Source organism: Haloarcula salinisoli, assembly GCF_019599405.1.
Lineage (GTDB): Archaea > Halobacteriota > Halobacteria > Halobacteriales > Haloarculaceae > Haloarcula > Haloarcula salinisoli.
This window is the reverse complement of record NZ_RKLQ01000001.1, coordinates 1,309,505-1,336,091: the sequence shown is the minus strand read 5'-3', so window position 1 is coordinate 1,336,091 and position 26,587 is coordinate 1,309,505. Positions and strand designations below refer to the sequence as shown.

Here is a 26,587-nt window from a genome sequence, read left to right as displayed (position 1 = left end):
GTCGTCGCGTAGTTTTATGTCGGTGGCTCCGTGAGAATCGAGTAATGCTTTCACCGACCGAAACGCTAACTACTGCGGCTCTGACGACGACTCACCGATGATGAACCGGGCCGTCATCGAAGGGTCGGCACTCGCCGTCCTCGCCCTGAGTATCCTCACTATCTGGTTCCGGGCGCGGTACAAGGCCCGGCCGGCCAGTGACGGTGGCTACCTCACTCGCGAGGAGCTCCAGTTCGAACTCGGCCGCCTCCAGGACGAGGCGCTGCGCTGGCTGACGACGACGAACCACCGCGAAATCGGCATCCTCTACATCGCCTTCGGCACTATCGCGGCCCTCTGGGGCGGGATGGACGCGATGATGCTCCGCACCGAACTGCTGACGCCGCCAGCGGACATCTGGACGCCCGAGACGTACAACGCCCTGTTTACCACCCACGGGCTGACGATGCTCATCTTCTTCGTCCTGCCCGTCTTCTTCGGCATCGGGAACTACTTCCTCCCGCTGCTCATCGGGGCCGACGACATGGCGTTCCCGCGGGTCAACGCCATCGGCTTCTGGCTGCTCCCGCCCGCGCTGTTGATGGCCCGCTTCGGGCTCATCGTCCAGATCGGCGGGCAGGTCCTCAGTATCTTCCTGCCCGACGATCAGATAATGTTCTTCCTCTCGCTCCGTGAGGTCAGCGTCGGATGGACGCTGTACGCGCCCCTCTCAGTGGTCCAGCCCAACCCCCAGATTGACCTTCTGTTGCTCGGCTTGCACCTGAGTGGTATCGCGACGACCGTGGGCGCCATCAACTTCATCGCGACGGTCATCTACGAGCGGGCAGACGGCGTGACCTGGGGCAACCTCGACATCTTCTCGTGGAATATGCTGGTCACCAGCTCCATCGCGCTGTTTGCCTTCCCGCTGCTGGGGAGTGCGCTCGTGATGCTCCTGCTCGACCGGAACCTCGGAACGACGTTCTTCGCGACGGAGGGTGGCGGGCCGGTGCTCTGGCAACACCTGTTCTGGTTCTGGGGCCACCCCGAGGTGTACATCCTCTTCCTGCCGGCGACGGGGCTGATGAGTCTCATCCTGCCGAAGTTCGTCGGCCGGAAACTGTTTGGCTACCAGTTCATCGTCTACTCGACGCTGGGGCTTGCCGTGATGTCCTTTGGCGTCTGGGCCCACCACATGTTCACCTCCGGTGTCGACCCGCGACTGAAGGCCTCCTTCATGGCCATCTCGATCGCTATCGCCGTCCCGAGCGCCATCAAGGTGTTCAACTGGCTCACGACGATGTGGGACGGGGACATCAAACTCTCGGCGCCGTTTATCCTCTGTGCGGGCGGTATCGGGACCTTCATCATCGGCGGCGTCACCGGCGTCTTCCTCGCGGTCATCCCCATCGACATCCTGTATCACGGCACGTACTACGTGGTGGGCCACTTCCACCTCATCGTCGTCGGCATCATCCCGATGCTGATGATCGCCTCGTCGTACTACTGGTACCCGATTCTGACGGGCCGATGGTACGACCGACGGCTGGCGAAGTTCCAGTCGGGGCTGCTCATCGTCGGGGCCTTCGTCACGTTCATGATTCTGCTGGTCATCGGCGGGATGGGGCTGCCGCGCCGGCAGGCCATCTACCCGCCCGAATACCAGCTCGCACAGCAGATGGCTACCGTCGGCTCCTACGTTATCGGCCTCTCGGCCGTGATGTGGCTCTACAATATGCTTGTCTCGTACTGGCGCGGCGACGTGGTCCAGTCCACCGACCCGTGGAACCTGAAGGCGACGAACCAGTTCACCCGCGAGTGGCAGTGGTTCGAGGAGCGGATGGTCGAGAAGTACGACATGGAGCCGGCCCAGCCCGAGACCACCCGCCGCTCGTACGCACCGGAACTGGAGCCGATGGGGCTGCTCGGCGGCGTCGGCAGCGTCGCCCAGAACGTCTACCGGAACGCCTCGATGGCCGCTGTCGCGGGCTTTATCGGAACCTTCCTGATGACGGGCGGCATCGGGACCGCCATCGTCATCGGTGTGTTAGACCCCGCTTCCTTCGCCGAGATATCCGAGCTGGTCGGGCTGGGAACGAGTGCGATAATCGGCGCCGCGCTGTTCCTCGCCGGCGGGACCATCATCTGGCCCCTTCTGTTCCTCTCCTTCCAGGAGTTCCTGCCCGGGCGTCGGATGTTCGAGACGGGGCTGGTGTTCGCGACGCTGGTCGCGACCGGGTTCTCGGTCGCGTTCTACACGGACCAGCAGGGGCTGGCCTTCGTCGGCTACCTGACCTTCGTCTTCGTCGCCCACTGGGCCTACGGGCTCGGTCTGGCAGTGACCTTCCAGTTCCTGCGGTCCCGACGGACCGACATGGGGGCCTGAGATGAGCGACGAGTCGATCCTCTTTACGTACATCGCGCCGTTCGTGGGCGTCCTGGTCGTAGCCGTCGGCATCGGCGCCGCGGTCCCCGGCGGCTACGCCATCATCCAGGAGGACATCACCACCTGTGACTCACCAACCGTAGCAGTCGAGGGCCCCGAAGAGACCACCGAGCGGTTCAACGAATCACGACCCCGAACGCTCCCGACGCTCTACTACGAGAACCTTTCCGAGGCCGAACAGACGGCCTTCGACGAGGCGCTGGCCGACCCGATCGGGGAAGCCCGCGTCACCGGTGACTTCCCCAACGGTGACACCATTCGGAACGGCTCCATCATCGTCTACGAGGGCGAGGAGCACTACGCCACCGTCGTCGCGGAGAACCCCTGCTTTGTCGCGCCGGAACTGCAATTCCCGCTTGGCGTCTTCGCCATCATCTTCGGCGTCATCGGCATCCTCAGCCCGCCCATCTACCGGAAGCTCGTCGAACTAGAAGAGCGGGCGAACGTGGAGTGACTCGACGTCCGTTCTCGTAGTCTACGGACGGTAGCGGTGGATATACGTCGTGACCGGGCTACTGTTCCGACAGCGCGTACACAGTGTCACCGTAACTCCCGACGTAGACGACACCATCTACCACCACAGGTGAGGCCAGGCGCCCACCCGCTCGATGTGACCATATCTCGGTACCGTCCGTAGCAGACAACGCGTACACAGTACCGTGGTCATCCCCGACGTAGACGGTACCATCGACCACTGTCGGCGACGAATTCACGCCACTCTCAGTCTGGTAGGACCATTTTTCGGTGCCGTCTGCCGCCGACAACGCGTACACAGTGTCCTCGTTGTCCCCGACGTAGACAGTGCCCCCGACGTAGACGGTGTCATCGACCACTGCTGGCGATGATGACACAGAAGCTCCAATCCGGGATGTCCATCGCTCACTACCGTCCGCCACAGACAACGCGTACACAGCATTGTCGGACTGGTCCCCGACGTAAACGGTGTCATCAACGACTGCCGGCGACGAGTTCACGTACCCCCCCGTGCTGTGCTTCCATTGCTGGGTGCCGTCGGCCGCCGACAACGCGAAAACGTCCCCACCACCGACGTAGACGGTACCGTCAACCACTCCCGGCGATGACGTGACAGAAGCTCCTGTCTGAGATATCCATTGTTCGGTGCCGTCTGCCGCCGACAGCGCGTACACGTTCCCGGCGTGAGTTACCACGTACACGGTTCCGTCACCCACTGCCGGCGACGACGTCGTGTTACCCTCCGTGCTATACTCCCATTGCTGGGAGCCGTCGGCCGCCGACAACGCGAACACGGTGGCTTCCCCGACGTAGACGGTCCCGTCGACCACTGCCGGGGACGAACGCACATCCTCCCATGCGTCGGATGACCATTGCACAGTGCCGTCGTCGGCTCTCAACGCGTACACATTCGCGTCGTGACTTCCGACGTAAACTGTCCCGTCGACCACTGCCGGCGGCGCTTCCACCGAACCCCCGGTCTCGAAGGACCACAGTTCACCGACGGGCGTTTGCGGGCCAGTTTCGTCCTTGCTCGTCCCCGTGTTCGCAGCGTCGTACTGGAACATCGGTGCCCCCGAGATGTCGCCCGAAATTTCCTCGTCCTGCTCCGTCTCTTCCCCGTCCGGTGTCGTCTCACCCTCAGTCCCAGCCTCTGACGGCGTGGCTGTCGCCCTCTTCTGGTTCGAGAGGCGGAGACACCCGGCCGATGATGCGGTCAGTAACCCGGCCGTCGTGGCGAGCAAACTTCGCCGGTCCATAATTTCGAATCACTCTGTAATCACATTAAAAACAGCGCGTTTGAGAGCGAAAATTTCTCGGTGCGACGAACAGCCATTGCCGAGGGGTTTACAGTTCAACCTGTTTCCGGATGCTGTCCCAGACGTCGATCTGGAAGAGCGGGCGAACGTGGAGTACTGCGGGAAATCCGGTTCTCACTGCCGGCGAGTCGGTTCAGGCTCTTCGACGGGACGTCGGCTTACTGTTCCGACAGCGCGTGCACGGTGCCGTCTTCAGTCCCGACGTAGACCATGCCATCGACCACTACTGGCGAGGACAGTGGCGAACCCGTTTGATACGACCACTGCTCGGTGCCGTCGTCGGTCGACAGTGCGTACAGCGTCCCTTCGTCGTTCCCCACGTAGACGGTGCCATCAACCACTGCTGGCGTACTGTCCACTTTTGCCCCGGTGTCGTATGCCCATTGCTCGGTGCCGTCGGCCGTCGACAATGCATACACGTGGTGGTCGTTACAGCCAACGTAGACAGTGTCGTCGGCTACTGCTGGAGACCTCGGTATGTCCTTCTCTTTTTGATGTGACCATCGTTCGGTGCCGTCGTCTGCCGACACCGCGTACACTCTACCGACGAAATCACCGTCTACCACGTAGGTACGCGTGACGTAGACGGTGCCATCGACCACTGCCGGTGTCGGCGGTTGCGTGACATCGGAGTTGCCGGACCATACCTCGGTACCGTCCTCGGCCGATACCGCGGCATAGCTGCCGATGTAGACGGTGTCGTTCACTACGGCCAGCGACGAATACACGGACAGACCTACTTCGTACGTCCACTGTTCGGCACCGTCGTCGGCCGCTAACGCGTACACACCGTCGTCTACCGTCCCGAAGTAGACCGTGCCATCGACCACTGTCGGCGGCGAACGCAACAAGCCACCAGCATGATATTTCCATCGCTCGGTGCCGGCGTTGGCCGACAGTGCGTACATGGTACCGGCGTCGGTTCCGACGTAGACGGTCCCATCGACCACTGCAGGCGTCGAAACTATCAAATCGGAATAATCCGTAGGGTCGTGTGACCATTCCACGTTACCGTCCATCGCCGAGAAGGCGTACACATTGGCGTCGGCAGTTCCGAAGTAGAGGGTACCATCGACCACGGCAGGCGGTCGATACAACCTTTCTCCGATCTCATACGACCACTGTTCCTCGACGGCGTTTTTCGGGCCAGTTTCACCCGTGCTCGTCCCCGTGTTCGCAGCGTCGTACTTGAACATCGGTGCGCCTGAAATGTCGCCTGGGCCCTCCTCGTCTGTATCCGACTCTTCCTCGGTCGGTGTCGTCGTTCCCTCGACCGATTCCGTCCCGGTGACAGTCCCCTCTTCCGACGGCGTAGCTGTCCCGGATTCCTGCTCCGAGAGCCGGAGACAGCCGGCCGATGACGCTGTCAGGAACCCGGCCGTCGTGGCGAGGAAGCTACGCCGGTTCATAAATTAGGATTTGACAACTGTTGCATTAAGAGTTCCGTCTACACAACAAACGCCCGCAGACTTCCAGGCGATGCCAGTCAGGATGGGCTCCGTCTGTACCCGCGAAGTAACGCCGGGTTACTGTTCCGACAACGCGAACAAATTGCCGTCGAAATCCCCGACGTAGACGATGCCGTCGACGACTGCCGGCGAGGAGAATACGAACCCCCCAGTCCCGTACGACCACTGTTCGGTCCCGTCGTCGGCCGACAGCGCGTACACAGTATTGTCCCGGCTCCCGACGTAGACGATGCCATCAACCACTGCCGGCGACGAAATCACAAGGTCCTCAGTCTCGAATGCCCATTGTTCGGTCCCGTCGGCAGCCGACAGCGCGTACACAGTGTTGTCGTTGCTCCCGACGTAGACGGTGCCATCAGCCACTGCCGGCGTCGATGCCACTGAATCTCCAGTCTCAAAGGACCATTGTTCTGTGCCATCTGCAGCTGATAACGCGTACACAGGACCACCGTCGCTATCGCTGCCGTTCCCGGAACGACCGACGTAGACGGTGCCGTCGACCACTGTCGGCGATGACCCCTCGCCGATATCACCACCAGTGTCATACGACCATTCCTCGATACCGCCCGCGGCAGATAACGCGTACACAGTGGTATCGGCACTAGTGACGTAGACGGTGCCATCGACCACTGCCGGCGACGAAGACACGGAACCCCCAGTCTCGTACGACCATTTCTCGGTGCCGTCCTCGGCCGCCAACGCGTACACGTTGTAATCATGACTCCCGATATAGACGGTGCCATCGACCACTGTCGGGGGCGAGTTCACCTGTGCCCCAGTCTCGTACGACCACTGTTTGGCGCCATCGTCGGCCGACAGCGCGTACACAGCGCCGTCGCCACTCCCAACGTAGACGGTACCATCGACTACCGCCGGCGACGAGTACACCTCACCCCCAGTCTCATATGACCACTGCTCGGAGCCGTCTGCGGCGGAGAACGCGTAGACACTGTTGTCATTACTCCCGACGTAGACGGTGCCGTCGACCACTGCCGGTGACGAATTCACCGGACCCAGAGAGTTGGCGGACCACTGTTCCTCGACGGCGTTTTTCGGGCCACTTTCATCCGGGCTCGTCCCCGTGTTCGCAGCGTCGTACTGGAACATCGGTGCCCCGGAAATGTCGCTCGATTTTTCTTCCTCCGATTCCGGCTCTTCCTCGGTCGTCTCAACTTCTGTCGGTGTCGTCGTTTCCTCGCCCGAATCCGTCCCGTTGTCAGTTCCGTTTTCCGACGGCGTGGCTGCCCCGGTTTCTTGCTCCGAGAGGCGGAGACACCCGGCCGATGACGCGGTCAGTAACCCGGTCGTCGTGGCGAGGAACGCTCTCCGGTCCATAAATTAACACTCCAATACTGTTGCAATAAGAGTTCCCACTACACCACAAACGCCCGCAGACTTTCAGGCGACGCCAGTCAGAATGGACTCCGTCTGAACTCGCGACGTAGCAGGTCGGGCTACTGTTCCGACAACGCGAACACAGTGCCGTCGGAAGTCCCGACGTAGACGATGCCATCGACTACTGCTGGCGACGAAAATACGTTGCCCCCAGCCCCGTGCGACCACTGTTCGGTGCCATCCGCAGCCGACAGCGCATACACGTTGCCATCCTGACTCCCGATATAGACGGTGCCATCGACCACTGCCGGCGACGAAGCCACGGCATCGTTAGTATCGTACGACCATTGCATGGTACCGTCGTCGGTCGCCAGGGCGTACACAGAACGGTCGTAACTCCCGACGTAGACGGTGTTACCGACCACTGCCGGCGACGAACCTACATATCCCTCCGTCTGGTACGACCACAGCTCTGTACCATCCGCAGCCGACAACGCGTACACAGCACCACCGCCGCTATCGCTGCGGGCCCTGTAACTCCCGAAGTAAACGGTGCCGTCAACTACTGCCGGCGCCGACCCAACACCATCCCCAGTCTCGTACGACCATTGCTCGGTGCCGTCGTCGGTCGAGAGCGCGTACATACTGCCGTCGCTACTCCCGACGTAGACGGTGTCATCGACCACTGCCGGCGACGAAGCCACGGAACCCCCAGTTTCGTACGACCATTGCTTGGTGCCGTCGTCGGCCGACAGCGCGTACACATTCGCGTCGTGACTTCCGACGTAGACGGTGCCATCGACCACTGCTGGCGATGAGTTCACGATTCCCGCAGCCCCGTACGACCATTGTTCGGCGCCATCGTCGGCCGACAGCGCGTACACGGTGTTGTCCTCACTCCCGACGTAGACGGTGCCATCGACCCCTGCCGGCGACGAAACTACGTGGTCGCCAGTCTCATATGACCATTGCTCGGAGCCGTCTGCCGCAGCAAACGCGTAGACACTGCCGTCACTGCTCCCGATATAGACGGTATTATCGACCACTGCCGGTGACGAATACACTTGGCCCAGAGAGTTGGCGGACCACTGTTCCTCGACGGCGTTTTTGGGGCCAGTTTCGTCCGGGCTCGTCCCCGTGTTCGCAGCGTCGTACCGGAACATCGGTGCCCCGGAAATATCGCCCGATATTTCTTCGTCCGGGTCGGTCTCTTCCTCGGTCGGTGTCTCCTGTTCCTCGACCGATTCCGTTTCGGTGTCAGTTCCGTTTTCCGACGGCGTGGCTGCCCCGGTTTCTTGCTCCGAGAGGCGGAGACACCCGGCCGATGACGCAGTCAGTAGCCCGCCTGTCGCGGCGAGAAGGCTCCTCCGGTCCATAAATTTTCTAGATTCACTATTGTAATAAGAAATTTGGGAACGAAATAGAGCGGCGCAGACGGTCATTTTACTCCTCTGAAAAGGCTCTCACAGTTTCGTCTGATCGCGGATGTGACGGTTCATCTCGAACGGCCGCTCACCAACGATACGAGCTTCCGACGCCTCAGTAATCCCGACAGATACCTGACCTGCCGCCCTCGAACCGCAGCTATCAGCGTGTTCACAATCACCTTCGGCATGGTCGCCGCCCGATACTCGATCGGTGTGCGGACTGCAACCAGTCGCTACCCCACTGACTCCGGGACAGCAGTGGACCGGCTACTGTTACGACAGGGCGCCGCCGCTGAAGAAGATGGTGTCATCGACCACTACCGGCGACGTGTCGACTCGGCTCCCAGTATCATACGACCATTGCTCGGAGCCGTCAGCAGCCGACAACGCGTACAGATTGTTGTCGTCGCTCCCGACGTAGACGGTCCCGTCGACCACTACTGGCGACGACTGTACCAAATCTCCAGTTTCGAAGGTCCATTGCTCGGTACCGTCCTCGGCCGACAAAGCGTACACACTGCCGGTGTCACTCCCGATATAGACAGTGCCATCGGCCACTGCCGGCGACGCACTCACATCCGACCGCCAGGCATCCCCGGTCTTGTACGACCATTGCCCGATGCCATCCGCCGCCGATATCGCGTACACATGGTGGTCGTTACTTCCGACGTAGACCGTACCATCCACCACCGCCGGCGACGAATGCACCGGATTTCCAGTCTGGAAGGACCATTGCTCGGTACCGTCGGCCGCCGATAACGCGGATACGGTGCCGTCGGCAAAGCCGACGTAGACGGTGTTATCGACCACTGCGGGCGACGAAGTCGCAACCCCTGTCTCGTACGACCATTGCTCGGAGCCGGCCCCCGCAGATACCGCGTACACGTTACCCTCGCCACTCACGACGTAGACGGTGTTATCGACCACTGCGGGCGACGAACTCACGGAAATATCGGACGACCATTGCTCCGTGCCATCCGCAGCCGACACCGCGTACAGGCTGAAATCGTAACTCCCGAAGTAGACGGTGCCATCGACCACTGCCGGTGACGAAAATACAGTACTCTCTGTATCGAAGCTCCATTGCTTGTTGCCGTCGTCGGCCGACGCCGCGAACACCTCTGCGCCGTCCGCGGCGTAGACGGTCCCATCGACGACTGCCGGCGGCGAAAGCATGCTAGTGGATTCCCCGTACGACCACTCTACCTCGACGGAGGATTGCGGTCCGGTTTCATCCGTGTTCGTCCCCGTGTTCGCAGCGTCGTACTGGAACATCGGTGAGCCCGGACTGGGGCCCGACTTTTCCCCGTCGGATTCCGTCTCGGTGTCAGTCCCCGCTTCCGACGGCGTGACTGTCGCTGTCTCCTGGTTCGAGAGGCGGAGACACCCGGCCGATGACGCTGTCAGGAACCCGGCTGTCGTGGCGAGCAAGCTACGCCGGTCCATATTTTCGACTCACTCTGGGCGTATAATAAAACCAGCGTCTATGAGACCGCAAATTTTTCTGTGCGACGAACCGCCCCAGCCCAGGGACTACAGTTCCGTCTGTTCCCGGATGCTCTCGTAGACGTCGAACGGCTTCGGGACGTTGGCGAGTGCGATGCCACCGAGGCCCTGGTTGAGCGTGATGGTGCCCAGGTCGAGTTGGCTCTCGATGCGACCCTGCCGCAGCTCGTGGCTGCGGACGCGCTCGAAGGGGACCTGGCGCGTCTCCGACCGCCCGAGCAGCTGGTAGGCTATCGTCACCATCCCCTCCGTGACGATGTACTCGGTGTGACGCAGCCGGACAAACTTGACCACCTGGCGCACGAGCGCTATCACCACAAGCACTTGCGTGATGAGCAGTCCGATATTGGTCACGTCCCGGCTTCCGAGCAGCTCGGGGTTGTCCAAGAAGACGAGCACAGCCGCGATGCCAGCGACCAGATACGCGACGAAACGAATCGCGACCGGCTTGGTGCTGGGGTGGACGCGGTGCAGCGCCCACTGGTCTGACTCCTCGGTTGCCTCGTCATCCTCCTCAGCCGCCTCAGCGTCACCGTTCACGCGGTGGACCTGTGTGGTCATAGTATCACCGTGGAGTACAGCACCGTCCCGACGATGTAGATGACCGGGGCCGCCGCGACTGCCGTCAGCACAGCGGTGGCCTGGGACCGTGACATCTCGTGATTGATTCGGGCACCGAGGTACAGCGAGTACAGGAAGTAGACAGCTGCCACGCCCAGCAGGGCCAGTATCGCTTGCCCCGTCGGCGATATCGTTCCGACGACGACGGCGTCGGGCCGCCCGCCCGGGAGCCCCACGTCGGCGCCGAGCCAGTCGATGACCAGATAGAACCCCTTCTTCTGGAGGTTCAACACTAGCGATGCAGCCGCGCCGAGCCCCGGCGTCGTACTGAGATACATCACCCCGGTAAAGAGGGCAGCCAGGTAGGCGCCCGTGGTGTAAACGACCGTGTGGAAGCTCTTCAACACCCCGCCCGGCCCGGTGACCAGGGCGACTGAGCCGTGATAGGAGACGAGCACGACCCCGGTCGCGATGGTCAGGAACGCGGAGTTCTGTACGAGGCCGACGAGCAACCGCCAGAGCGTGTCAGGGGTCTGGACCACCCCAGCAGTGAGGCCGGCAAACCACTCCGGCGCGGCCGCAGTCGAAGTGAATCCGATACCAGCAAGTGTCAGCGGGGTCGCGTACAGGAACACGTTCCAGAGGTAGAACCCTGTGAGTCCGGCCAGCCGAAGCGCCAGCGTCGACCGGTCGCGAAACTCTGACTCCTCGCGGACCGAGACGAACTCGGACGGTCTGAAAACCGCGTCGAAGACGCTCCCGACGAGGGACCCGCGTCGGATATTTGTCATACCCTAAATCCAACGACTACAATCTTATAATTACTGATTGAAGCATGATTAATTATAAGCCGAGAACGCTGGATGTGGCAACCAACGTCTGGTAGCGCGTCGAGAACCGTTTTCCGCGCCGCGCTCAGATAGACGCGCCGACGTAGAGGACGACGACGAGGAAGATCCACACCACGTCGACGAAGTGCCAGTACAGCGACGTCGTCCTGATGGCGGTGTCGTTACCGGGGCCGTACTCGCCACGAAGCGACCGGCCGAAGGCGATGGCGATGAGCAGGACGCCCAGCGCGACGTGGAGGCCGTGTAGCCCAGTCAGACCGTAGAACGCGCTGCCGAGGACGCCACTCGTCAGCGAGAACCCTTCGACGACGAGCAGCTCGTAGTACTCGTAGACCTGCCCACCGAGGAAGACGACGCCGAGTACCAGCGTCGCACCGAGCAAGCCGAGGAACTTCTTGCGGTCACCCGCTTCGAGCGCGTGGTGGCCATAGTGGATAGTGAAGCTGCTGGCGACCAGCAGGGCGGTGTTGATGAACACGAGTGGCGTGAGCAGCCCGTGACTCGCCTCCCAGGCGCCGGCCCGGACGAACGCGTAGTAGATAAAGCCCGCCGAGAACGTCGACAGGTCGGAGGCCAGAAAGAGTATCATCGTCGTCGTATAGAGGTCGGCCCCACCGGTGCCGTGACCGGCTGCCGGGGCGAGAAAGGCCTCGTAGGCCCAGCCAAAGAGGCCAGCGAGCATCCCCACCATTCCGACGCCGGCGAGCCCGGCGGGAATCAATACGGGGACGAGGTCGGGGCCGACGAAGAAGAATCCGGCTCCGAGATACAGCATTCCCGCGCCGATGGCTGCGATGAGTGGCCACCGACTCCGGTGTTCGTGGTGCTCTCCGTCGTGGTCTTCTTCGGCGTGACCGCCAGCGGTGTTCAGCCAACCGGACATTACCAGTAGCTGGGGACGCTGTCGTTAAATAACTGGCTTGCTGGCGTGGCTGCAATCTCGGTGGCTCGAAATACGCGTCGTCACCAGGGATACCCGTAGTAGAACTCCGGACTCTCGAAGGTCCCGACGACCATCGGGCCCTGCTGTTCGAGCGAGACCAGCGTCTCGCCGTTGTCGGTGATATCAGCCACCAACGGTTGCTGTTCGTCCTGCACCACTGACGACGCCGTCGACGCCGAGTCGAACAGGAGATAGCACTGGACGCTCGCGGTCTCCGTACTGATTGGGTCGATAGTCCGTGCGCTCAACTGCACGTCACTCTGCAGTGTCGATTCCCGCAGTTCGAACAGGTCGCCTGCCTGTGCCTCGATGATAGTGCTGCCGGCCGCCGCAGCCAGGACCCGCTCCCAGCCGGACTCACGGCTCCCGAGCGCCGCCGTATCGCCGTACTTGGCGTCGAGACAGTCGTAGGCTTTGTTATTGATGACGACGTTCTCGCTGATACCGATCTTGTCTGAGATAATCGCGAATCCCCGGTACTCCGAGTCCGGCGACCGCTTGTTCCAGTAGGATAACACGGCTTCCTCGGTGAACGACCCGAAGTACACGTATGCCCCTTTGTTCCCCCAGCTGTTCTCTACGAAGACCTCCCGGGTGACCTCCGTCTCACCGCCGTACCGTGTGCTGGTGTCGGTTATCTCGTACCGTTCGATGTCCTCCGAAGGGAACGACGCCGCGGCCGTCTCCACGTCGATACTGAACAGCGATCTGCCGCTGTTTTGGAGTCCGCTGGCCGGAATCCAGCCAGCCCACTCGGGAACCGTATCGGCTCGGGCGTTCGTCTCTTCGTCCCCTCTATCGGGTGCGGTCCCCGTCTGTGTCTGGGTCGCCGCCGCTGCTGTCCGGTTAGCGCTCGGTGTTCCGGTGTCCGCTGACGAAAGGCGGAGACAGCCGGCGGAACCCGCAGTCAGAAGTCCCACCGTCGCGGCGACGTATTCTCTCCGGTCCATATTTCGACGTTTCTACTATGTTTATAAAGTCTTTCTGCAGCGAAAGATAGCGTCCGATGTGCGATACGTGCTACCGGTCAGTCCGTTCCTGAATCGTATTATATGCGCCGTAGGGCTCTCGAACGTTCGTTACCAGACATAGATAACTGAAAGACGTTGCTCGTGAAGCGGGGGACCAACGGCGGTTTCTCGCTTCAAACTCTCGTTCTATCGACCGAAAGCACGCTCTCCGGTGATTCAACGGAGCCAAGAGACCGGAAGCAATACGCGGTCAGCATCCGCGGCGCTTTGCGCCGCGGTTCACTGCCGAAGCGGGCGGAGCCCGCTGAGGCAGCCTTTTTAGCGTAGATTTTTATCGCGAGCGGTTCGCGCGAAGCGCGAACCCGAGCGATAAAAAGGTCCTACTGGAACGTCCGTCCGACCTTGTCCTCTTCGAGGTCGGGTTCGGCCGTGTCGAAGCGCTGTTCGATCTCGTCGTAGCGTTCGCGGGTCTCGTCGGTGACGCTGGGGCCGACCTCCGAGAGCGCGTGCTCGAAGTGGTCCATCGTCACGCGGACGTTGGAGACCGAGTCACCGATCTCCTCGGGGTCCACGCTGTTGATGAACTCCCGAGTCGCGGCCATCGAGGCCTCGCGGCAGACGGCCTCGATGTCGGCGCCGACGTAGCCGTCGGTCCGGCGGGCCAGACTGTTGAGGTCGACGCCGTCGGCCAGCGGTTTGTCGCGGGTGTGGACCGAGAAGATGGCCCGGCGGGCCTCCTCGTCGGGGACCGGGACGTGGACGTGGCGGTCCAGGCGACCGGGGCGCAGGAGCGCGCTGTCGATGAGGTCCGGTCGGTTCGTCGTCGCGACGACGACCACGTCCTCCATCTCCTCGATACCGTCGAGTTCGGTCAGCAGCTGGGAGACGACCCGTTCGCCGACACCGGAGTCGGTCTGGCCACCGCCACGCTCGCCGGCGATGGAGTCGATCTCGTCGAAGAACACCACCGTCGGGGCGTTCTCTCGGGCCTTGGCGAACACTTCGCGGACGCCCTTCTCGGACTCGCCCACGAACTTGTTCAGCAGCTCGGGCCCCTTCACGGAGATGAAGTTCGACTGAGCCTCGTTGGCGACGGCCTTCGCGAGCAGGGTCTTCCCCGTGCCCGGCGGGCCGTACAGCAGGACGCCCTTGGCGGCGTCTAAGTCCATCGCCTCGAAGACGGAGCCGTACTCCAGGGGCCACTGGATGGTCTCACGGAGCCGTTCTTTCGTGTCTTCGAGTCCGCCGACGGAGTCCCAGGTGACGTCGGGGACCTCGACGAAGACCTCACGGAGCGCGGAGGGCTCGATGCCCTTCATCGCGTCCTTGACGTCGTCGTCGCTTATCTCCAGTTTCTCCAGGACCTCGGCGTCGATTTCCTCCGATTCGAGGTCGAGCTCGGGGCGGATGCGCCGGAGCGCGTTCATCGCCGACTCCTTCGTGAGCGTGGCGAGGTCGGCGCCGACGAAGCCGTGGGTGTTCTCGGCGTAGCTGTCGATGTCGATCTCCTCGGAGAGGGGCATCCCGCGGGTGTGGACCTGCAGGATCTCCTTGCGGCCCTCCTTGTCCGGGACGCCGATCTCGATCTCCCGGTCGAAGCGGCCACCGCGGCGCAGCGCCGGGTCGATGGCGTCGACGCGGTTGGTCGCGCCGATGACGATGACCTGCCCGCGCTCCTCGAGCCCGTCCATCAGGCTGAGGAGCTGGGCGACGACGCGACGTTCCACGTCGCCCTGGGTCTCGCCGCGCTTGGGCGCGATAGAGTCGATCTCGTCGATGAAGACGATAGCGGGGGAGTTCTCCTCGGCCTCCTCGAAGACCTCACGGAGCTGCTCTTCGCTCTCGCCGTAGTACTTCGACATTATCTCCGGGCCGGAGATAGTCGTGAAGTACGCGTCGATCTCGTTGGCGACGGCTTTCGCCATCAGGGTTTTCCCGGTGCCGGGCGGGCCGTGGAGCAAGACCCCTTTCGGCGGCTCGATGCCGAGCTGCTGGAACAGCTCTGGGTGGCGCATCGGCAGCTCGATCATCTCGCGGACCTGTTCGAGTTCGTCGTCCAGGCCGCCGATGTCCTCGTAGGTCACGTCGGGCGATTCGGGGCTGGCCGCGCCTTCGCCTTCACGTATCTGCTCGGCGGGCTTCTCGCTGACCTGAATCTCCGTCGAGTCGGTGACGACGACGGTTCCGGACGGCGCCGTCTCGGCGATTCGCAACGGAATCTTCTGGCCGGACATCGAGGAGAGCGGTCCGAGGCCGAAGCTCACGGGGACGGTCTGGCCCTGCGTGACGGCCTGTCCGCTGAGGTTGTTGCGAATCATCGGGCCGACGTTGCCCCGGACCCGGAGGTTCTGGGGCAGGGCGACGGTCACGCTGGTCGCGGGCTTGACGTCGGCCTTCTCGACGGTCACGGAGTCGTCGATGCCGACGCCGGCCTCCTGGCGAAGCTGGCCGTCGATGCGGACGATACCGTTACCGTCGTCCTCGGGGTAGCCCGGCCACACGCGGGCGACGGCGCGGTTCTTGCCCTCGAGGACGATGTAATCACCGTTCTCGAGGTCCATCTCGTCCATGGCGGCCCGGTCGATGGCCGCGAGGCCGCGTCCTGCGTCTTTCTGCTTTAAGGGTTTGACTGTTAGTTTCATCTAGTGTGCCTCCTCGTCTGACAGTTCGATAGTGAGGACGCCATTGTTGATAAACGCCCGTGCGTCGCTCTCGTCGGGCAGGGGCTGTTCGTACTGTTCGTCACCGGTGACGAGAATCACAGTGTCGTCCACGACGTCCACGGTGGTGTCGTCGGCGACGCCCACGTCCGCCGCGAGGACGACGCTGTCGTCGTACTCGAATCGGCGGACGGACATCTCGTCGAACAACTGTTGGTCTGTGTTCATGCTAACTACAAGTAAGTGCGATAAGTATATAAACCTTTCGCCGATAACCGGCAGATGGCGTCGAATATCAGATAGTTGCTTGAATGCGGTTCACACCAGAAACGGTACGTCACGGAGCCTTTTATTCACTGGGCTCGCGTACGTATGCGTATGGAGACTGTGGCACACCACGGGCGGACCACGGCCTATCGGAAAGCTCCCGGCGACGGCTCGGGTCCGGGGGCGCTCTACGTCCACGGGAGTGGTGGGACACATCGGCTCTGGAGCCACCAGTACGGACCCGAGGGACCGGCCCATCCGGCTGTCGCCCTGGACCTGAGTGGCCACGGTGACTCCGAGGACGTGTCGACCACCCCGGGCAGCGAGACACTCGAGGCGTACGCCGAGGACGTCGTCGCCGTCGCCCGCGTGACCGACGCCGACGTGCTGGTGGGCAACTCACTCGGGGGCGCAATCGCCCAGTGGGTCGCCCTTGAGTCCGACTGGCAGCCCGACGCACTCGTTCTGGCGGGGACTGGGGCAACGTTACCAGTCTTCGACGGTCTCCTGGCGTGGCTCGACGACGACTTCGAGCGAGCCGTCGACTTTCTCCACGGACGCGACCGACTCTTTCACGCCAACGACGAGTCACTCCGTGGCCCGTCTCGGGACCAGCTCCGCGCTGTCGGCCGTCGCGTCACTCGCCGGGATTTCCGGACCTGCGACCAGTTCGACGTGACCGGCCGGCTTTCGGCTATCGACGCGCCGACGCTGGCGCTGTGTGGTGAACACGACAGACTGACGCCCAGGAGCGACCACGAGGCTCTCGCTATGGAGCTTCCACAGGGGGAGTTCGCCGTCGTCGCCGACGCCGCGCATCTGGCGATGCTGGAGCGGCCATCGGCGTTCAACCGTGCTGTCGAGGGCTTTCTCGGAGCCGTACTCGGGGACTAATCGGCCCAGTAATAGCGCGGGCCGAGGGCGAAAAACAGGAGCGCAATGGCGAGCATCAGGCGGGGGGCAGCCCGACCGAATTCGGTCGGGGCCACGACGGCCCCGAAGAGGACGACGCCCATCGGCCCCACCGTTTTGACTCCCGGCTTGGGGTAATCGAAGGGCGAGACCTGTGCGACCGCGAGCGCGGTCGCACCCACCGTGATAGCGACGGGGTCGGTGACACCGGCCAGATAGGCCGTCGCCAGCAGTATCGCTCCCAGGGAGTTTGGCATCCCGGGCCGCTCCTCGGCGCCGTCGAAGTAGGTCGTATAAAAGGCCGTCCGGAGGATAGAGAAGACGGCGTACAGCGAGGCGACGGCGAGCAGGCCGACGGAGACGAACGCGGTCGTCTCGCCGACCGCCCCGTAGTTCGACCGTAACACGACGTAGACGAACAGGCTCGGCGTGACGCCAAACGAGAGCACGTCAGTGATGGAGTCAAGCAGCGGGCCGACGTCGGAGCTTTCCCCATTGCGGGCCGTGATACCGTCTAGCGCGTCGACGATGACCGAAAGCAGGATGAGCCGCGCGGCAAGCTGGAGGTCGGTAAACGCCACGACCCCGGCGGCGAAGCCGACGACCGCGTTACACAGCGTTACGGAGTCGGCCCGGCTGAGTCGGCGATGCACCCTGAAGCTCATGGTTGGCGGTGGACCACCGGCTACATGAAAGAGTCGAAAGCGGACCGCCGTTCGAGACGCGTTCTGGGCCACGTATCACTCCAACTGTCATTATTGTACACACAAATTATTTATATTCCGGGCTGAATCCTGAACAACAAGGGTAGTATCCATGTGGGGAGTAGCGTCAGGGCCTGGGAGTGGGGTGGCGAGGAGTGAGTGCTAACGAGGACGCCCTCCAGCCGGAGCTGTCGCTGGAGCAGGGGACACAGCTCCTCCTGTCACTGTCGTCCATGCAATCACCGATAGCCCACCTGCCGGCCGACGCATCCCGGAACGTCATCGTCGTCTCCTCGAAGCCCTCAGCGACCGTCGCTGACCGGCTCGCAGAGGAGGGCGCGGAGCTTTCGGCCGTCGCCCACATCCCGATATCGGGCGCCGAGACGGAGTACGAGGGGCCGATGTGGACCTGTGACCCGCTGGTTCCCGACGACCTCACGGGGCTGAGCATGCGTCTCTCCAGGGCTTTCGAGGCCCTCGGCGAGAGCGGTTATCTCCTCGTCGAGAACCTCAACGTCTTTCTCATGTACGCCGCGGAGAACCGTGTCGTCCGCTTCGTGGACCATCTGACGGAACTGGCCGAGGACCACGACATCACAGGGATATACACGCTGGTCGGGGACGCCGTCGGCGAGGAAACCTGCGACCGGCTCCGCCTGAGCGTCGACACCGAAGTGGACCGCCGTTGAGCTAGCGCGTGGCGTCGTCGGTGAGTTCTGTGGCTCGGCGGCACAGTCCGACGTTCATCTGCTCGAATCCGCGTCGAATCCGCCGCTCGAACCGGGCCAGGACCGGCCCCGCCATCGCCCCGCTGAACTGTTCGGTCTGAACGAACCGCGTCCCGCCGTCCTCGAGTGGCTCAAGCAGGAACGCGTGGTCGGCCTCGATACCGAACAGCCGCGAGCGCCACCGTAGGGCCCGCCCGGGCTCGACGGCTGTAATCTCCGGGGAGATGGGGACGGTCGGAAGGCCGGGAATCGAGAGCCGAACGGCGACGGTCTCGCCGACGGCGAACTCGCCACGTACCGAGAGCAGCGTGTTCCACTGGGGGTAGGCCTCGGTGTCGGTCAACACCGACCAGACAGTCTCGGGGGCGGCCGGGACCTCGACGGACACGCTGACCTCGGGCATCAGGCTGGCTACGGTCTCAGCGGTGAAAAGGCCCCGGACACTGTGCAGTCAGGGTCCGAACCGAGGACGCCCGTCTGACGCGCAATGAACATTTAATACCCGCCCGGTACTGAGACGGGGTATGGAAACTGAGAAGATTCCTCAGGAGATTACGACGCTGGTGGGGCGGGAAGTGTATTCGAAAAACGGGGTCTTCGTCGGCGAAGTCGAAGACATCCGCCTCGACCTGGAACGACAGACTGTCACCGGCCTGGCGCTGCACCAGCTGAACAACGAACTGTTCTCCTCGGAGGCACGGAGCGCTCGCGGGGTCATCATTCCGTACCGCTGGGTTCAGGCCGTCGGTGACGTGGTCATCGTCAACGACATCGTGGAGCGACTCCACCAACCCGACGACGAGACGGACGAAGAAGAGGTCCCGGCCTAGTTCCCGTTCGAGCCTTCGCCGCTATCGACGCCCATCGCCTCGAACAGTTTTCGTTTGACTGCTTCTTCGGTCAGTTCCAACAGTGTGTCGCGGTTGTCGTCGCTCGTGTCCAGCCCGGTGAAAATGCCCAGCGGAATCTCGACGCTGGCGTCCGTCGAGTGGCCCGCCGTCTCACCCATCCCGCCGAAGGCGTCGGCGAGCACCTTGCCGATATTCATGCGGATGTCCTTCGAGCGGGCGGCCAGATAGATGGTGTCGTCGGCGATAGCGAAGACGGCAGTGGTGGTGATCCCTTCCAGGTTGAGAAGGTGCTGGGCCGCCTGTGAGAGGGCGTCACGGTCGCGGATGAAGCCCGCGTTCGAGACGAGGTGGCTCCCCTGGACCTCCCGGTTCCGTATCGCTTCCGCGAGTACGTCCAGCGTCTCCGGACTCATCGACGGCGACTCGACCTGTTCCAGCGTGTCGTGGTCGGCGAAGGGGTAGAGGTAGGCGGCGGCGGTCAGGTCCGCCGGCGTCGTGTCGCGTTTGAAATCCAGTGTCTCGGCGCGAATACCGTATAGCAGGGCCGTGGCGACGGTCTGGTCGAGCGTGAGGTCCAGCTCCTGGATGTACTTCGTCAGAATCGTCGAGGTCGCGGAGACGTTCGGCCGGATATCGGAGAACGCGGCGTCGTACTCCTCGTCGTGCTCGTAGTGGTCGATGATGATGTCGATCTCGTCGACGCTCACCTCACCCCCTTTCGCCACGTCGACGAGTGCGAACGTATCGAACGCGGACAGCTCGACGTCCTCGCGAGAGGCGAGTTCGATGCCCAGCAGGTTCACGAACGCGCGGTTCTCCTGGTGGCCGATTTCGCCCTCGTAGATGATATCCGCCTCGACGTCGCGGCTCCTCGCGATGGCCCGCAGTGCCGCCGCCGATGCGATGGAATCCGGGTCCGGCGAGCGATGGATGAGAATCGCCATCCGCTCCTCCGTGGCGTCGATGACGTCGCCAAGCTGCGAGGCCTTGTACTCCAGTTCGCCCGTCTCCAGCGCACGGAGCGCCGAGTCGGCGATAACCGCCGAGGGATTGATCACCACGTCGGCGCCGAGTTCGGTCAGTTCGTCGGCCGAGACGGGGTCGTCCGCGCGGGCGACGATAAATTGCTCGCCGTCGGCCGCGCGGATGTTCCGGACTGCCTCGGCGTTGGCTGTCACGTCCGGTGACATGATGAGGATAACGTCCCGGTCGTGGACTGTCTCGGCGACGTGTTCGTCCCCGATATCGGCCTGCTGGGCGTTCAGGTCCTGGTCGCGCAGCGCCTCGACGCGGCCCTCGTCGGCGTCCAGAATCAGGACGTCTTTCCCTTCGTCGACGAGTTCCTCCGCCACGGCGTGTCCCACGCTCCCGCACCCGAGGATGGCGTAGGTAGACATCGACGCCATCGTAATGCCACTGGCAGCACTCATTGGCAAGCAGTGTGGTCGGCACACACTTATATTACACCGTCTCCGCAGTCTGTCACGACAGCAACTACGGTTCCGTGACCGAATTCGTGTCTCGCATCGTTCGTTTCGGTACTGTATCGGACTTGAGTAGTAAGGATTATATTAGTGTGAATAAACACAAGACCACAATGTCCGAAGATATTACACGACGAAAGTTGATGCGAGTGGGGGCGGGGGCGACAGCACTGGGCGCAGTCGGAAGCTTGTCCGGCTGTAGCGCGATTCAGGACCTCATTCCCGGCGGTGGCGGCGCTGGTATCAGTAGCTACTCCAACTGGGTGTACGAGCCGGATACGTTCGAGAGCGACGCCGAGGGGATCGACGTCTTCGCCTTCAGTACGAAAAAGGCGCTCTCTAACAGCGGGAACCTCAACGAGGACTTTCTGCTGAGCCTCAAGAGTAACAGCTCCCGGCAGCTCGGTATTCGAGCGGAAAACATCAACATGGGAATGAGCGTTCCCGACGGTAGCATCGTCACTGGTTCGTTCGACACGGAGAGCATCAAAGCGGAACTCGAATCCAGCAGGGAGACGCCTACCGACTCCGGGTTCGGCAGCAACGACGACAGCACAGCAGGCTACGAGTACGAGTCCGAGACCACACACGAGGGCTACGAAATATACGTTCGGGCCGACCAGGAAGAGCCCGGGCGAGCGTACGCCATCGGCGACGGGACCATCGTCCAAGGGAACCGCGTGTCCAACGATGGCAACGAATCCGACTCGGTCTCGGCCGAGGACGTCGCCAAGGGCATTATCGACACTGGCGAAAGCGGCGACAATCGGCTCGTCGATAACAACGAGGAGTTCAAGACGCTGGTCGATTCGACCGACAAGGGAGTCAGCATCTCGCTGGACCTCTACGATGACGAGGTCGGTTCGGAAGACGGTCCAGATGAGGACGTTCGCTCGCGGGAGTTCGACGGGCTCATCGGGTACGGCCAGGCGGATACCTTCAACGGCGATACGACCAAAATTCAGTACGTCTTCGTCTTCGGGAGCGAGGGCGATGTCAACGAAGGCGACATAGAGGAGTGGGTCGAAGCGAACGACACCGGTGAGGGGAACCTCAGTGAACTCCGGGACATCAAGATCAACACCGACGGCAACACGGCCACGGTGACCGGCAAGATCGACACGATCGAGTACGACTTCAGTTACTGACTGCCCCGTACTCGGTCCACTCCGGCGGGCAGGATGCCCCAGATTCCGGGGGGTAGACGGAACAGCCGCCGGGTGGAAAGGAAACGTATATACAAACCCCTCCGTAATCGATACACGCAGGGCCGGTAGCTCAGTCTGGCAGAGCGACGGCCTCTTAAGCCGTCGGTCGAGGGTTCAAATCCCTTCCGGCCCGTACAGCGGACCGCCGAACGAAGTGAGGCGGCTCGCGAACCGGGCGGAAGGATTTGAATCAGGGAAGAGCTTTGCTCTGACCGTGGTTCAAATCCCTTCCAGCCAGTTTTCCTGCGTCTTCGCGAACAGAGTGAGCGAAGGCTCGTGGCGGCTTGACGCCACGGCGAACGACAGTGAGCAGTGGAAACAACAGTAGGATTTGAACGATGGCACGAGCGAGCGGTAGCGAGCGAAGTGCAGGTGGTTCAAATCCCGATAGGCTCGCTCCGCTCGCCTATCGACCTTCGCGAACCCTTCGGGTTCGCTCAGTCCCTTCCGACCCGTTTCCCTGCGTCTTCGCGAACAGAGTGAGCGAAGGCTCGTGGCGGCTTGACGCCACGGCGAACGGCAGTGAGCAGTGGAAACAACAGTAGGATTTGAATCAGGGAAGCGTCGCTCCGGCCGTGGTTCAAACACCGAAGGACAGTCCGTCGAGGCTCGCAATCGCTTCGCGATTGCTCACTCCCGGTAGGCTCCCTTTCCTGGGGTCGACTATCCGGTTAGCAGTTACCCCAAATTATTTTCAGTTTTAAACAAAACGGAAACTAATGCTCTTCCAGCTACTACAGGTGCCGGGCATGGGCACGCTCTTCATTTTTATTCTCCTCGGCATACTGGTGCTGTTCGTCGTTTCGATCGGCGTCAGCTACTGGGTGTACAGTGACGCGAAGAAACGCGGCAACGACACCGCCACCATCTGGGCGATAATGAACTTCCTGGGGATGTTTATGCTCGGGTTTACGTTCCTGCCGCTATGTGTCGTGGTCCCGATTGTCTATCTGGTGGCCGGCCGCGAGTAGTCGCGCACGGATTGTGGGAACGTCTCTCGGCTGCTGCTGGCACCAAGTACGGACTGTCTCAACCGAGCCGCCTTCGCATCTCGACGTGTGGGATGCCGGCTTCTTCGAACTGTTCCCCGACGGGCTCGTAGCCCAGTTCCCTGTAGAACCCACGGACACTGACCTGTGCGTGGAGGACTGCCACGGTCGCGCCGTCGTCGACGGCAGCGGACTCGGCGGCGTCCATGACACGGGAGCCGAGCCCCTGGCCGCGGGAGTCGGGCAGCACCGCCACGCGTTCAATTTTGGCCGTCGACGGGTCGGCGAACCGGAACCTGGCCGTGGCGACCGGGTCGGAACCGTCGGTGAGGACGACGTGTGTGGCCGCGTCGTCGCGGCCGTCCATCTCGACGGCCTCGTCGACACCCTGTTCCTCGATAAATACGCGGCGCCGGACGGCGTGGGCCATCTCGATAGTGTCGGCGTCACTGCCGAAGTGGCGAGTGTAGTCGGTCATACGAAAACTGTGGCGCCCGCGCTAGAGAACGTTGTGCCGGTGGTCAGTTGTCGGGGCTGTAGTTCGGCGCTTCGTCCGTAATCATCACGTCGTGGGGGTGGCTCTCCTGGTGGCCGGCCGAGGAGACGCGGACGAACTCCGAACGCTCCTTGAACTCGGGGATGGTCTCGGCACCGACGTAGCCCATGCCCGACTGCATCCCGCCGACGAGCTGGTGGAGTTCGGACGCGAGGGACCCCTTGTAGGGGGTCGCGGCCTCGACACCCTCGGGAACGTAGTCCTCGTCCTCGTCGTCTTCCTTGAGGTAGCGTTCGCCGCCGCCCTCGGACATCGCGCCGACCGAGCCCATGCCGCGGTACTGCTTGTACTTCTTGCCGTTCATCTGAATGACGCGGCCGGGGGCCTCGTCGGTGCCGGCGAAGTACGAGCCGAGCATCACCGCGTCCGCGCCGGCGGCGATGGCCTTGATGGCGTCACCGGAGTAGGTGATGCCACCGTCGGCGATGACGGGGACGTCGTGCTGGCTCGCCACGTCGGCGACCTGCGAGACGGCCGTTATCTGGGGCATCCCGGCGCCGGTGACGACGCGGGTCGTACAGATAGAGCCCGGGCCGATGCCGACCTTGACGCCGTCGGCGAAGTCGACGACGGCCTCGGCGGCCTCGCTGGTGCCGATGTTGCCGACCACGACGTCTGCCTCGACGGTCTGTTTGATCTCGCGGGCGCTGTCGATGACGTTCGCGTTGTGCGCGTGAGCACAGTCGATAAAGAGCACGTCGGCACCGGCCTCGTCGGCGATCTCGGCGCGGTCGACCTCGAAGGGACCGACGGCGGCGCCGACGCGGAGGTGACCGCCGTCGTCGCGGGCGGCGTCGTCGTACTCGCGGCGCTTCAGGACGCCACGCATCGTGATGAGGCCGACGAGGCGGTTCTCGTCGTCGACGATGGGGACGCGCTCTATCTTGTGGTCGTACATCAGTTCGAGCGCTTCCCGCGGGGTGACGTCCTCGGAGGCGGTGATGACCTCGTCGGTCATGGCCTCGGTGACGGCGTCGGACTCGCCGACCTCGAGGTACGGCCGGATGTCGGTCCCGGAGATGATACCCAGGACTTCGCCGGTCTCGTCGTCGACGACGGGGGCGCCGGAGACGCCCTTCCGGTCCATCATCGTGTCGACCTCTCGGACGGTCTGTTCTGGGTGAGCCGTGACGACGTCGCGGATGATGAGCTCGTCGTAGCGCTTGACACGCTCGATTTCGGCGGCCATCTCGTCGGCGTCCATGTTGCGGTGGAGCACGCCCAGCCCGCCCTGGCGGGCCATCGCGATAGCCATGTCGCTCTCGGTGACAGTGTCCATGGCCGCGGTGAGGACGGGGACGTTCAGCTCGACACTCTTCGAGACGCGTGTCGCCGTGTCGGCTTCGTCCGGTTCGACCCGGGACTCTTTCGGCCGCAGCAGTACGTCGTCGAAGGTCAGCGCCTCCGGAACGCGGAGTTTCTCGGAGAAAGGCTCGGAATCGTTCGCCATGTAAGTCGTCCATGACCGCCGGCCAAAAACGTTGCGAGACTCCTGTGGACTGTGGTGGGCTCGCATACCGTGATTACTGTGAGGGCCTGTCTAATGTGGCGGTCCGTTTGTGGATTGTTTTCACTTACACCAGCTTGCCGCTACACTCGTCCAGTTGTATGTGTCTATTTCCCACATTTCACGGCGTGTGGTCCCGTTTCTCACACAACGCTTATACCCTTTTGAAAGTTAATTATAGATATGCGCTGCTCCCACCCCACCAGCGACCTCACCGACCGAAAAGCCCCGTGTGCTACGACGTCGGCAAACACATTTTCGGTGGGCTTTGGGACGTGGAATCGCCACTCTGGCGGTGTCGACCACGCGGCAGCCACCCGAGGGGAATCGGGGTATCCCCAGCACTAACACGCGATGAGTAGCTCCAGACACCCGGTCGCGCTCGACATCGAGCGGCAGGTCGGCCGTGGCGGCCGCCTGCTGGCGACTGTGATGGGCCTCCCGCTCGTGGACGGTATCTTCCCGGTGCTCGTCCTGGCGGGCGCGCTCACGACCTGGACCGGTATGCTCGAGGTCGGCCTGCTCGTCTTCGGCGGCTCCGCGATGGTCGCCGTCGTCCTCGCCGAGATGGACGGCACGCCCCGCCAGCAGGCCAAGGCCGTGTTGCTCATCGGCGCCGTGTTGATTCCGGTGGCGATACTCGAAGCCGCCATCGCGCCGACCATCGCCGGCGTCGTCCACCTCGCGACGTTCGAGCGCTTCGCCGGCATCGTCATCCTGGCCATCGCGGCCCAGACCGCAAGCGCTCGCATCGGTGAGCTGCTGCCCCGGCCCGCCATCATCGTCGGCCTGGGCCTGCTGGCCAGTGTCGACCCCGCCGGCGCGGAGCTGGTGGTCGAGGCCAACCCCGAGATGCTGGCCCGCGCCGGGGCGACTGCCGCCATCGGCGTCGGCTTCGCGCTCGTGGTCGCACTCGCCAGCCCGTGGCTGCGCAACGCGGTCGACATCGACCGGTTCCGCTTCGGCAGTGCCGTCGCCCTGGGCGTGCTCGCCCTCTCCGTCGTCGGGCTAATGCCCACGCAGGCACCCGTCGCGCTGGCTGTCCTCGGTGTGACCGCCCTGCTGTCCTTCGACCCGGAGAACGCCCGCGAACGTCACCAGGACTACCACCCCGACGCGGTGGACCTCACCGCGGCGTTCTCCGACGGCGGGGCTTCCCAAGGTGTGGCGGCCGACGAGCGCACCGACGACGGCGCGAAAGTGGAGTACGACCCCGACCAGGAACGCGCGCCGTGGCTCTAGGAAACGTAGATTTGAGTTTTTGAGACTATAGGGCTACTATTGAGAGTCAGAACGCTCAGCTAGCAGTATCTTCCTGTCGGCTTACTCACAGCCAGAAAGCCCCGCTAGCAACGGCTGCCGACTGACTTGCGAACGGCCAGAAAGCCCCGGCAGGCTCCGGTCGGGGGGCTCGCTGCGCGCTTCACTCACTCCGTTCGT

General features: G+C 62.9%; 24 protein-coding genes and 1 tRNA gene. 9 read left to right on the top strand and 16 right to left on the bottom strand.

Annotated features, from left to right (window positions below; all coding sequences use genetic code 11):
- The first annotated feature begins 97 nt into the window (after positions 1-97).
- Both EGD98_RS06935 and EGD98_RS06930 read left to right on the top strand, forming a co-directional pair.
- On the top strand, positions 98-2,365 hold the full coding sequence (locus EGD98_RS06935; RefSeq protein ID WP_220587612.1) for a DUF6789 family protein: 2,268 nt from the start codon (positions 98-100) through the stop codon (positions 2,363-2,365).
- Position 2,366: 1 nt separating this feature from the next.
- Positions 2,367-2,879 carry a DUF7979 domain-containing protein gene (locus EGD98_RS06930; RefSeq protein ID WP_220587611.1) on the top strand — a complete coding sequence of 171 codons (513 nt, stop codon included), beginning with the start codon at positions 2,367-2,369 and terminating at the stop codon, positions 2,877-2,879.
- 58 nt (positions 2,880-2,937) lie between these two features.
- Here the strand turns inward: EGD98_RS06930 and EGD98_RS06925 are convergent, their stop codons facing one another.
- The 11 genes from EGD98_RS06925 to EGD98_RS06875 all read right to left on the bottom strand — a co-directional run bounded on the left by EGD98_RS06925 (position 2,938) and on the right by EGD98_RS06875 (position 16,169).
- Positions 2,938-4,158 (bottom strand): outer membrane protein assembly factor BamB family protein, encoded by a 1,221-nt coding sequence (locus EGD98_RS06925; protein ID WP_220587610.1) that lies wholly within the window; start codon positions 4,156-4,158, stop codon positions 2,938-2,940.
- Between the two features lie 218 nt (positions 4,159-4,376).
- Positions 4,377-5,627 (bottom strand): outer membrane protein assembly factor BamB family protein, encoded by a 1,251-nt coding sequence (locus tag EGD98_RS06920; protein ID WP_220587609.1) that lies wholly within the window; start codon positions 5,625-5,627, stop codon positions 4,377-4,379.
- Between the two features lie 117 nt (positions 5,628-5,744).
- Positions 5,745-7,022 carry an outer membrane protein assembly factor BamB family protein gene (locus EGD98_RS06915; RefSeq protein WP_220587608.1) on the bottom strand — a complete coding sequence of 426 codons (1,278 nt, stop codon included), beginning with the start codon at positions 7,020-7,022 and terminating at the stop codon, positions 5,745-5,747.
- A gap of 119 nt (positions 7,023-7,141) precedes the next feature.
- Positions 7,142-8,398: an outer membrane protein assembly factor BamB family protein gene (locus tag EGD98_RS06910; RefSeq protein ID WP_220587607.1), complete on the bottom strand. Its 1,257-nt coding sequence runs from the start codon at positions 8,396-8,398 to the stop codon at positions 7,142-7,144.
- Between the two features lie 324 nt (positions 8,399-8,722).
- Positions 8,723-9,895, bottom strand: a complete 1,173-nt coding sequence (locus EGD98_RS06905; protein ID WP_220587606.1) for an outer membrane protein assembly factor BamB family protein — start codon at positions 9,893-9,895, stop codon at positions 8,723-8,725.
- Between the two features lie 87 nt (positions 9,896-9,982).
- Positions 9,983-10,516, bottom strand: coding sequence for a PH domain-containing protein (locus EGD98_RS06900; RefSeq protein WP_220587605.1), 534 nt, complete (start codon positions 10,514-10,516; stop codon positions 9,983-9,985).
- Positions 10,513-11,307, bottom strand: a complete 795-nt coding sequence (locus EGD98_RS06895; protein ID WP_220587604.1) for a hypothetical protein — start codon at positions 11,305-11,307, stop codon at positions 10,513-10,515. Before EGD98_RS06895 ends, EGD98_RS06900 begins: the two co-directional genes overlap by 4 nt.
- 124 nt (positions 11,308-11,431) lie before the next feature.
- Positions 11,432-12,250, bottom strand: a complete 819-nt coding sequence (locus EGD98_RS06890; RefSeq protein WP_220587603.1) for a cytochrome c oxidase subunit 3 — start codon at positions 12,248-12,250, stop codon at positions 11,432-11,434.
- A gap of 80 nt (positions 12,251-12,330) precedes the next feature.
- Positions 12,331-13,260, bottom strand: a complete 930-nt coding sequence (locus tag EGD98_RS06885) for a hypothetical protein (RefSeq protein ID WP_220587602.1) — start codon at positions 13,258-13,260, stop codon at positions 12,331-12,333.
- Between the two features lie 401 nt (positions 13,261-13,661).
- Positions 13,662-15,923, bottom strand: a complete 2,262-nt coding sequence (locus EGD98_RS06880) for a CDC48 family AAA ATPase (RefSeq protein ID WP_220587601.1) — start codon at positions 15,921-15,923, stop codon at positions 13,662-13,664.
- Positions 15,924-16,169, bottom strand: a complete 246-nt coding sequence (locus EGD98_RS06875; RefSeq protein ID WP_220587600.1) for a DUF7127 family protein — start codon at positions 16,167-16,169, stop codon at positions 15,924-15,926.
- Between the two features lie 150 nt (positions 16,170-16,319).
- On the opposite strand from EGD98_RS06875, the gene EGD98_RS06870 reads away from it, so the two are divergent.
- Positions 16,320-17,102 (top strand): alpha/beta fold hydrolase, encoded by a 783-nt coding sequence (locus tag EGD98_RS06870; RefSeq protein WP_220587599.1) that lies wholly within the window; start codon positions 16,320-16,322, stop codon positions 17,100-17,102.
- Here EGD98_RS06870 and EGD98_RS06865 read toward each other — a convergent pair.
- Positions 17,099-17,785, bottom strand: coding sequence for a protein sorting system archaetidylserine synthase (locus EGD98_RS06865; protein ID WP_220587598.1), 687 nt, complete (start codon positions 17,783-17,785; stop codon positions 17,099-17,101). The two genes, EGD98_RS06870 and EGD98_RS06865, sit on opposite strands and share 4 nt — an antisense overlap.
- 194 nt (positions 17,786-17,979) lie before the next feature.
- Between EGD98_RS06865 and EGD98_RS06860 the strand changes: the two genes are divergently transcribed.
- Entirely contained in the window at positions 17,980-18,513 is a 534-nt protein-coding gene (locus tag EGD98_RS06860) for a DUF7504 family protein (RefSeq protein WP_220587597.1), read from the top strand.
- A gap of 1 nt (position 18,514) precedes the next feature.
- Here EGD98_RS06860 and EGD98_RS06855 read toward each other — a convergent pair whose 3' ends face one another.
- Positions 18,515-18,955 carry an SRPBCC domain-containing protein gene (locus EGD98_RS06855; RefSeq protein ID WP_220587596.1) on the bottom strand — a complete coding sequence of 147 codons (441 nt, stop codon included), beginning with the start codon at positions 18,953-18,955 and terminating at the stop codon, positions 18,515-18,517.
- A 121-nt stretch (positions 18,956-19,076) separates the two neighbouring features.
- Here EGD98_RS06855 and EGD98_RS06850 point away from each other — a divergent pair, with 121 nt between their 5' ends.
- A complete protein-coding gene (locus tag EGD98_RS06850; protein WP_220587595.1) occupies positions 19,077-19,382 on the top strand; it encodes a PRC-barrel domain-containing protein in 306 nt (101 codons plus the stop codon).
- Here the strand turns inward: EGD98_RS06850 and EGD98_RS06845 are convergent.
- Positions 19,379-20,833, bottom strand: a complete 1,455-nt coding sequence (locus EGD98_RS06845) for a DHH family phosphoesterase (RefSeq protein ID WP_220587594.1) — start codon at positions 20,831-20,833, stop codon at positions 19,379-19,381. The genes EGD98_RS06850 and EGD98_RS06845 overlap by 4 nt on opposite strands.
- Before the next feature lie 167 nt (positions 20,834-21,000).
- Here EGD98_RS06845 and EGD98_RS06840 point away from each other — a divergent pair, with 167 nt between their 5' ends.
- From EGD98_RS06840 to EGD98_RS06830, 3 genes are all read left to right on the top strand, one after another.
- A complete protein-coding gene (locus EGD98_RS06840; RefSeq protein WP_220587593.1) occupies positions 21,001-22,035 on the top strand; it encodes a hypothetical protein in 1,035 nt (344 codons plus the stop codon).
- A 119-nt stretch (positions 22,036-22,154) separates the two neighbouring features.
- A tRNA-Lys gene (locus tag EGD98_RS06835) sits at positions 22,155-22,228 on the top strand.
- 586 nt (positions 22,229-22,814) lie between these two features.
- Positions 22,815-23,066: a hypothetical protein gene (locus EGD98_RS06830; protein WP_220587592.1), complete on the top strand. Its 252-nt coding sequence runs from the start codon at positions 22,815-22,817 to the stop codon at positions 23,064-23,066.
- 58 nt (positions 23,067-23,124) lie between these two features.
- On the opposite strand, the gene EGD98_RS06825 is transcribed toward EGD98_RS06830, so the two are convergent.
- Complete coding sequence (locus tag EGD98_RS06825; RefSeq protein WP_220587591.1) at positions 23,125-23,562, bottom strand: GNAT family N-acetyltransferase; 438 nt, start codon at positions 23,560-23,562, stop codon at positions 23,125-23,127.
- Between the two features lie 43 nt (positions 23,563-23,605).
- Positions 23,606-25,090 carry an IMP dehydrogenase gene (guaB, locus tag EGD98_RS06820; RefSeq protein ID WP_220587590.1) on the bottom strand — a complete coding sequence of 495 codons (1,485 nt, stop codon included), beginning with the start codon at positions 25,088-25,090 and terminating at the stop codon, positions 23,606-23,608.
- 411 nt (positions 25,091-25,501) lie between these two features.
- Between guaB and EGD98_RS06815 the strand changes: the two genes are divergently transcribed.
- Positions 25,502-26,389, top strand: a complete 888-nt coding sequence (locus tag EGD98_RS06815) for a DUF5794 domain-containing protein (RefSeq protein WP_220587589.1) — start codon at positions 25,502-25,504, stop codon at positions 26,387-26,389.
- Positions 26,390-26,587: the final 198 nt, after the last annotated feature.